Annotated in this window: 4 protein-coding genes; all 4 read left to right on the top strand. The window is 72.5% G+C overall.

Annotation, left to right across the window (positions count from 1 at the left end; all coding sequences use genetic code 11):
- Positions 1-180: 180 nt before the first annotated feature.
- From hpnD to ACFWYS_RS46470, 4 genes are read left to right on the top strand one after another with little or no spacing between them, the layout of a single operon-like run.
- Positions 181-1,131: a presqualene diphosphate synthase HpnD gene (gene hpnD, locus ACFWYS_RS46485; RefSeq protein ID WP_384783157.1), complete on the top strand. Its 951-nt coding sequence runs from the start codon at positions 181-183 to the stop codon at positions 1,129-1,131.
- Complete coding sequence (locus ACFWYS_RS46480; RefSeq protein WP_384783154.1) at positions 1,131-1,274, top strand: DUF6380 family protein; 144 nt, start codon at positions 1,131-1,133, stop codon at positions 1,272-1,274. The genes hpnD and ACFWYS_RS46480 overlap by 1 nt, the downstream gene beginning before the upstream one ends.
- On the top strand, positions 1,271-2,698 hold the full coding sequence (hpnE, locus tag ACFWYS_RS46475; protein ID WP_384783151.1) for a hydroxysqualene dehydroxylase HpnE: 1,428 nt from the start codon (positions 1,271-1,273) through the stop codon (positions 2,696-2,698). The genes ACFWYS_RS46480 and hpnE overlap by 4 nt, the downstream gene beginning before the upstream one ends.
- The gene (locus ACFWYS_RS46470; RefSeq protein WP_384783148.1) at positions 2,698-3,834 is read left to right on the top strand and encodes a polyprenyl synthetase family protein; all 1,137 of its coding nucleotides are present in this window, start codon (positions 2,698-2,700) and stop codon (positions 3,832-3,834) included. The genes hpnE and ACFWYS_RS46470 overlap by 1 nt, the downstream gene beginning before the upstream one ends.
- The last annotated feature ends 156 nt before the right edge of the window (positions 3,835-3,990 follow it).

Genomic DNA, 3,990 nt, shown 5'->3' with positions numbered 1-3,990 from the left:
CCCCGCGGGGGGGGCTCGCCCCCGCGGCTGGGGGCGGCGGGGGCGGGGTGGGGGGGGGGGGGGGGGCGGGGGGGGGGGGCGCCCCCCCCCCCCCGCCGAATACGACGTACTTCCCGGCCCGCCCAAGGCCAGCAAGCTGCAGCTGCTGCGTGAGGTGGGCGTGACTCTGCGAGGAAAGGGGTGATCCGGACCGTGGAGTCTGCACCACACGTGTCCGCACCGGTACTCGCCGCCTACAGCTACTGCGAGGCCGTCACCGGACAGCAGGCCCGTAACTTCGCCTACGGCATCCGACTGCTGCCCACGGCCAAGCGCCGCGCGATGTCGGCGCTGTACGCGTTCTCCCGCCGCGTCGACGACATCGGTGACGGCGCCCTGACCGGCGACGTCAAGGTCGCCAGACTTGAGGACACCCGGGAGCTGCTGACCCGGATCCGCGACCGCGCGGTCGACGAGGACGACACCGACCCCGTGGCCGTCGCCCTCGCCCACGCCGCCGACACCTTCCCGATCCCGCTCGGCGGCCTCGACGAACTCATCGACGGCGTCCTGATGGACGTACGCGGCGAGACCTACGAGACCTGGGACGACCTGAAGGTCTACTGCCGCTGTGTCGCGGGCGCGATCGGGCGGCTCTCGCTGGGCGTCTTCGGCACCGAACCCGCAGCGCGTGGCGCCGAGCGCGCCCCGGAGTACGCCGACACCCTCGGGCTCGCGCTGCAACTCACCAACATCCTGCGGGACGTTCGCGAGGACGGCGAAGGCGGGCGTACCTATCTGCCCTCGGACGACCTCGCCAAGTTCGGCTGCTCGGCCGGCTTCAGCGGGCCGACACCACCGGAGGGCTCCGACTTCGCGGGCCTCGTGCACTTCGAAGTGCGTCGGGCCCGCGCTCTTTTCGCCGAGGGCTACCGGCTGCTCCCCATGCTCGACCGGCGCAGCGGCGCCTGTGTCGCCGCCATGGCCGGCATCTACCGCCGCCTCCTCGACCGCATCGAGCGCGACCCCGAGGCCGTGCTGCGCGGCCGGGTCTCCCTGCCCGGGCGCGAGAAGGCGTACGTCGCCGTGCGCGGCCTGTCCGGTCTGGACGCCCGGCATGTGACCCGACGGACCGTCAGGAGGCGCGCCTGATGGACATTCCGGTCCAAGGTGATGCCACCGGCGAAAAGTGGCGGGCAACCCTCCGCTGCCGGGCGGCGTCCCTGACTGAGACGACCGGCCGTCCGGTGTTCGAGCACCGGTACAGCGGTCGCGCAGGGGAGGGTGCACGATGACCGACGGCACGCGGCCGCAGGGGTCGCTCGCGGACATCCCGCAACGCCCGGGGAGGGACGCCGTGGTGGTCGGCGGCGGGCTCGCCGGTATCACCGCCGCGCTCGCGCTCGCCGACGCCGGAGTGCGCGTCACCCTGATCGAGGGCAGGCCGAGGCTCGGTGGCCTGGCCTTCTCCTTCCAGCGCGGCGACCTCACCGTCGACAACGGACAGCACGTGTACCTGCGCTGCTGCACCGCCTACCGCTGGTTCCTCGACCGCATCGAGGGAACGGCGCTGGCGCCGCTGCAGGATCGTCTCGACGTGCCCGTACTCGACGTCGCGAGGCCCGAGGGACGGCGGCTCGGCAGGCTGCGGCGCGACGCGCTGCCCGTGCCCCTGCACCTGGGCCGGAGCCTCGCGACCTATCCGCATCTGTCCCTGGCCGAGCGCGCCAAGGTCGGGCGGGCCGCGCTCGCGCTCAAGGGGCTCGACCTCGCCGATCCGACCCTGGACACCCAGGACTTCGGCGGCTGGCTGGCCGCGCACGGTCAGTCGGCGCGTGCCGTCGAGGCCCTGTGGGACCTGGTCGGGGTCGCCACCCTCAACGCGGTCGCGGGCGACGCCTCACTGGGGCTCGCCGCGATGGTGTTCAAGACCGGTCTGCTGTCCGAGCCGGGCGCGGCCGACATCGGCTGGGCGCACGTCCCGCTGGGCGATCTGCATGACCGGCTGGCCCGCAAGGCGCTCGACTCGGCGGGCGTTCGTATCGAGGTCCGTACACGCGTCACCTCCATCTCCACTGACGAGAACGGACGTTGGGCCGTCCAGGTTCCCGGCGAGACGCTCCGGGCGGACTCGGTCGTGCTCGCCGTCCCCCAGCGCGAGGCGTACGACCTGCTGCCCGAGGGCGCCCTCGACGCACCGCAGAACCTGCTGGAGATCGACACCGCGCCGATCCTCAACGTCCATGTCGTCTATGACCGAAAGGTGCTCACCAGGCCGTTCTTCGCGGCCCTCGGCACCCCGGTCCAGTGGGTGTTCGACCGCACCGAGGCCTCCGGGCTCCGGAGCGGTCAGTACCTCGCCCTGTCCCAGTCGGCCGCGCAGGACGAGATCGACGAGCCCGTCGCCGCCCTGCGTGAGCGGTATCTGCCGGAGCTGGAGCGGCTGTTGCCCAGGGCGCGCGGTGCGGAAGTGAAGGACTTCTTCGTGACCCGGGAGCGCACGGCGACCTTCGCTCCCACCCCCGGCGTCGGACGGCTGCGGCCCGGCGCCCGTACCAAGGCCCCCGGTCTCTATCTGGCCGGAGCGTGGACCGCCACAGGGTGGCCCGCGACCATGGAGAGTGCGGTCCGCAGTGGCGTGAGTGCGGCCGGCGCCGCGCTGGGCGCCCTGGGCCGGCCCCGCCCCAGCCACCTCTTCAACGTCGAGGAGGCGGCGTGATGCTGAACGAGCGCCAGGCGGCAGGCCCCCGCACCCCCGGTAGCGCAACAAGAGGAGAGACTGTGCCCACTGTGCCCCCGGCCTCGAAGGCCGCTCATGAGACCGCGGCGGACGTGGCCGCGCTCCTGGAGCGCGGTAGGTCCCTGGCCACACCGGTACTGCGGGCGGCCGTCGACCGCCTGGCCCCTCCCATGGACACCGTTTCCGCCTACCACTTCGGCTGGATCGACGCCGACGGCAACCCCACGGCGGGCGACGGCGGCAAGGCCGTACGCCCCGCCCTCGCCGTGCTCTCCGCCGAGGTCACCGGTGCCGCGCCCGAGGTCGGCATCCCCGGCGCCGTGGCCGTCGAACTGGTCCACAACTTCTCCCTGCTGCACGACGACCTGATGGACGGCGACGAGCAGCGCCGGCACCGCGACACGGTCTGGAAGGTGCACGGCCCCGCCCAGGCGATCCTCGTCGGCGACGCCATGTTCGCGCTGGCCAACGAGCTGCTGCTGGAGCTCGGCACCGTCGAGGCGGGCCGCGCCACCCGCCGTCTGACCACCGCCACCCGCGCCCTCATCGACGGGCAGGCGCAGGACATCTCCTACGAGCACCGCGACCGCGTCAGCGTCGAGGAGTGCCTGGAGATGGAGGGCAACAAGACCGGCGCCCTGATCGCCTGCGCCAGCTCCATCGGCGCGGTGCTGGCCGGTGCGGACGACCGCACCGCCGACACCCTGGAGAAGTACGGCTACCACCTGGGCCTCGCCTTCCAGGCCGTCGACGACCTGCTCGGCATCTGGGGCGACCCGGTCTCCACCGGCAAGCAGACCTGGAGCGATCTGCGCCAGCGCAAGAAGTCCCTGCCGGTCGTGGCCGCGCTCGCGGCGGGTGGCCCCGCCTCCGAGCGGCTCGGCGAGATCCTCGCCGCCGACGCCAAGAGCAGCGACTTCGAGAACTTCTCCGAGGAGGAGTTCGCGGCCCGTGCCGCCCTCATTGAGGAGGCGGGCGGCCGGGAGTGGACCGCCGAGGAGGCGCGCCGGCAGCACACCATCGCCGTCGAGGCCCTCGATGCCGTCGACATGCCCGAGCGGGTGCGGGCGCAGTTCACGGCGCTGGCCGACTTCGTCGTCGTACGAAAGAGATGATCACCGGGCGAAAAGAGATGATCAGTATCGGTCGAATAGCCCTCGCATAGTCGCCGGCCGGTGCAGCTGGAAAACAGCCCCCCCCCCCCGCCGGACCCCACCCAAACCACCACCCCTAACAAAACAACCAAGGGGAACCCAAAAAGCCAACACCGC

The sequence above is a fragment of the Streptomyces sp. NPDC059010 genome, from assembly GCF_042740355.1.
Taxonomy (GTDB): Bacteria; Actinomycetota; Actinomycetes; order Streptomycetales; family Streptomycetaceae; genus Streptomyces.
This window is presented reverse-complemented; position numbering and strand designations above follow the sequence as displayed.

Excerpts from the sequence above, each read along its gene's own strand:
- ACFWYS_RS46480 (WP_384783154.1), top strand. The coding sequence starts at position 1,131 with ATGGACATTCCGGTCCAAGGTGATGCCACCGGCGAAAAGTGGCGGGCA.
- hpnE (WP_384783151.1), top strand. The coding sequence starts at position 1,271 with ATGACCGACGGCACGCGGCCGCAGGGGTCGCTCGCGGACATCCCGCAA.
- ACFWYS_RS46470 (WP_384783148.1), top strand. The coding sequence starts at position 2,698 with ATGCTGAACGAGCGCCAGGCGGCAGGCCCCCGCACCCCCGGTAGCGCA.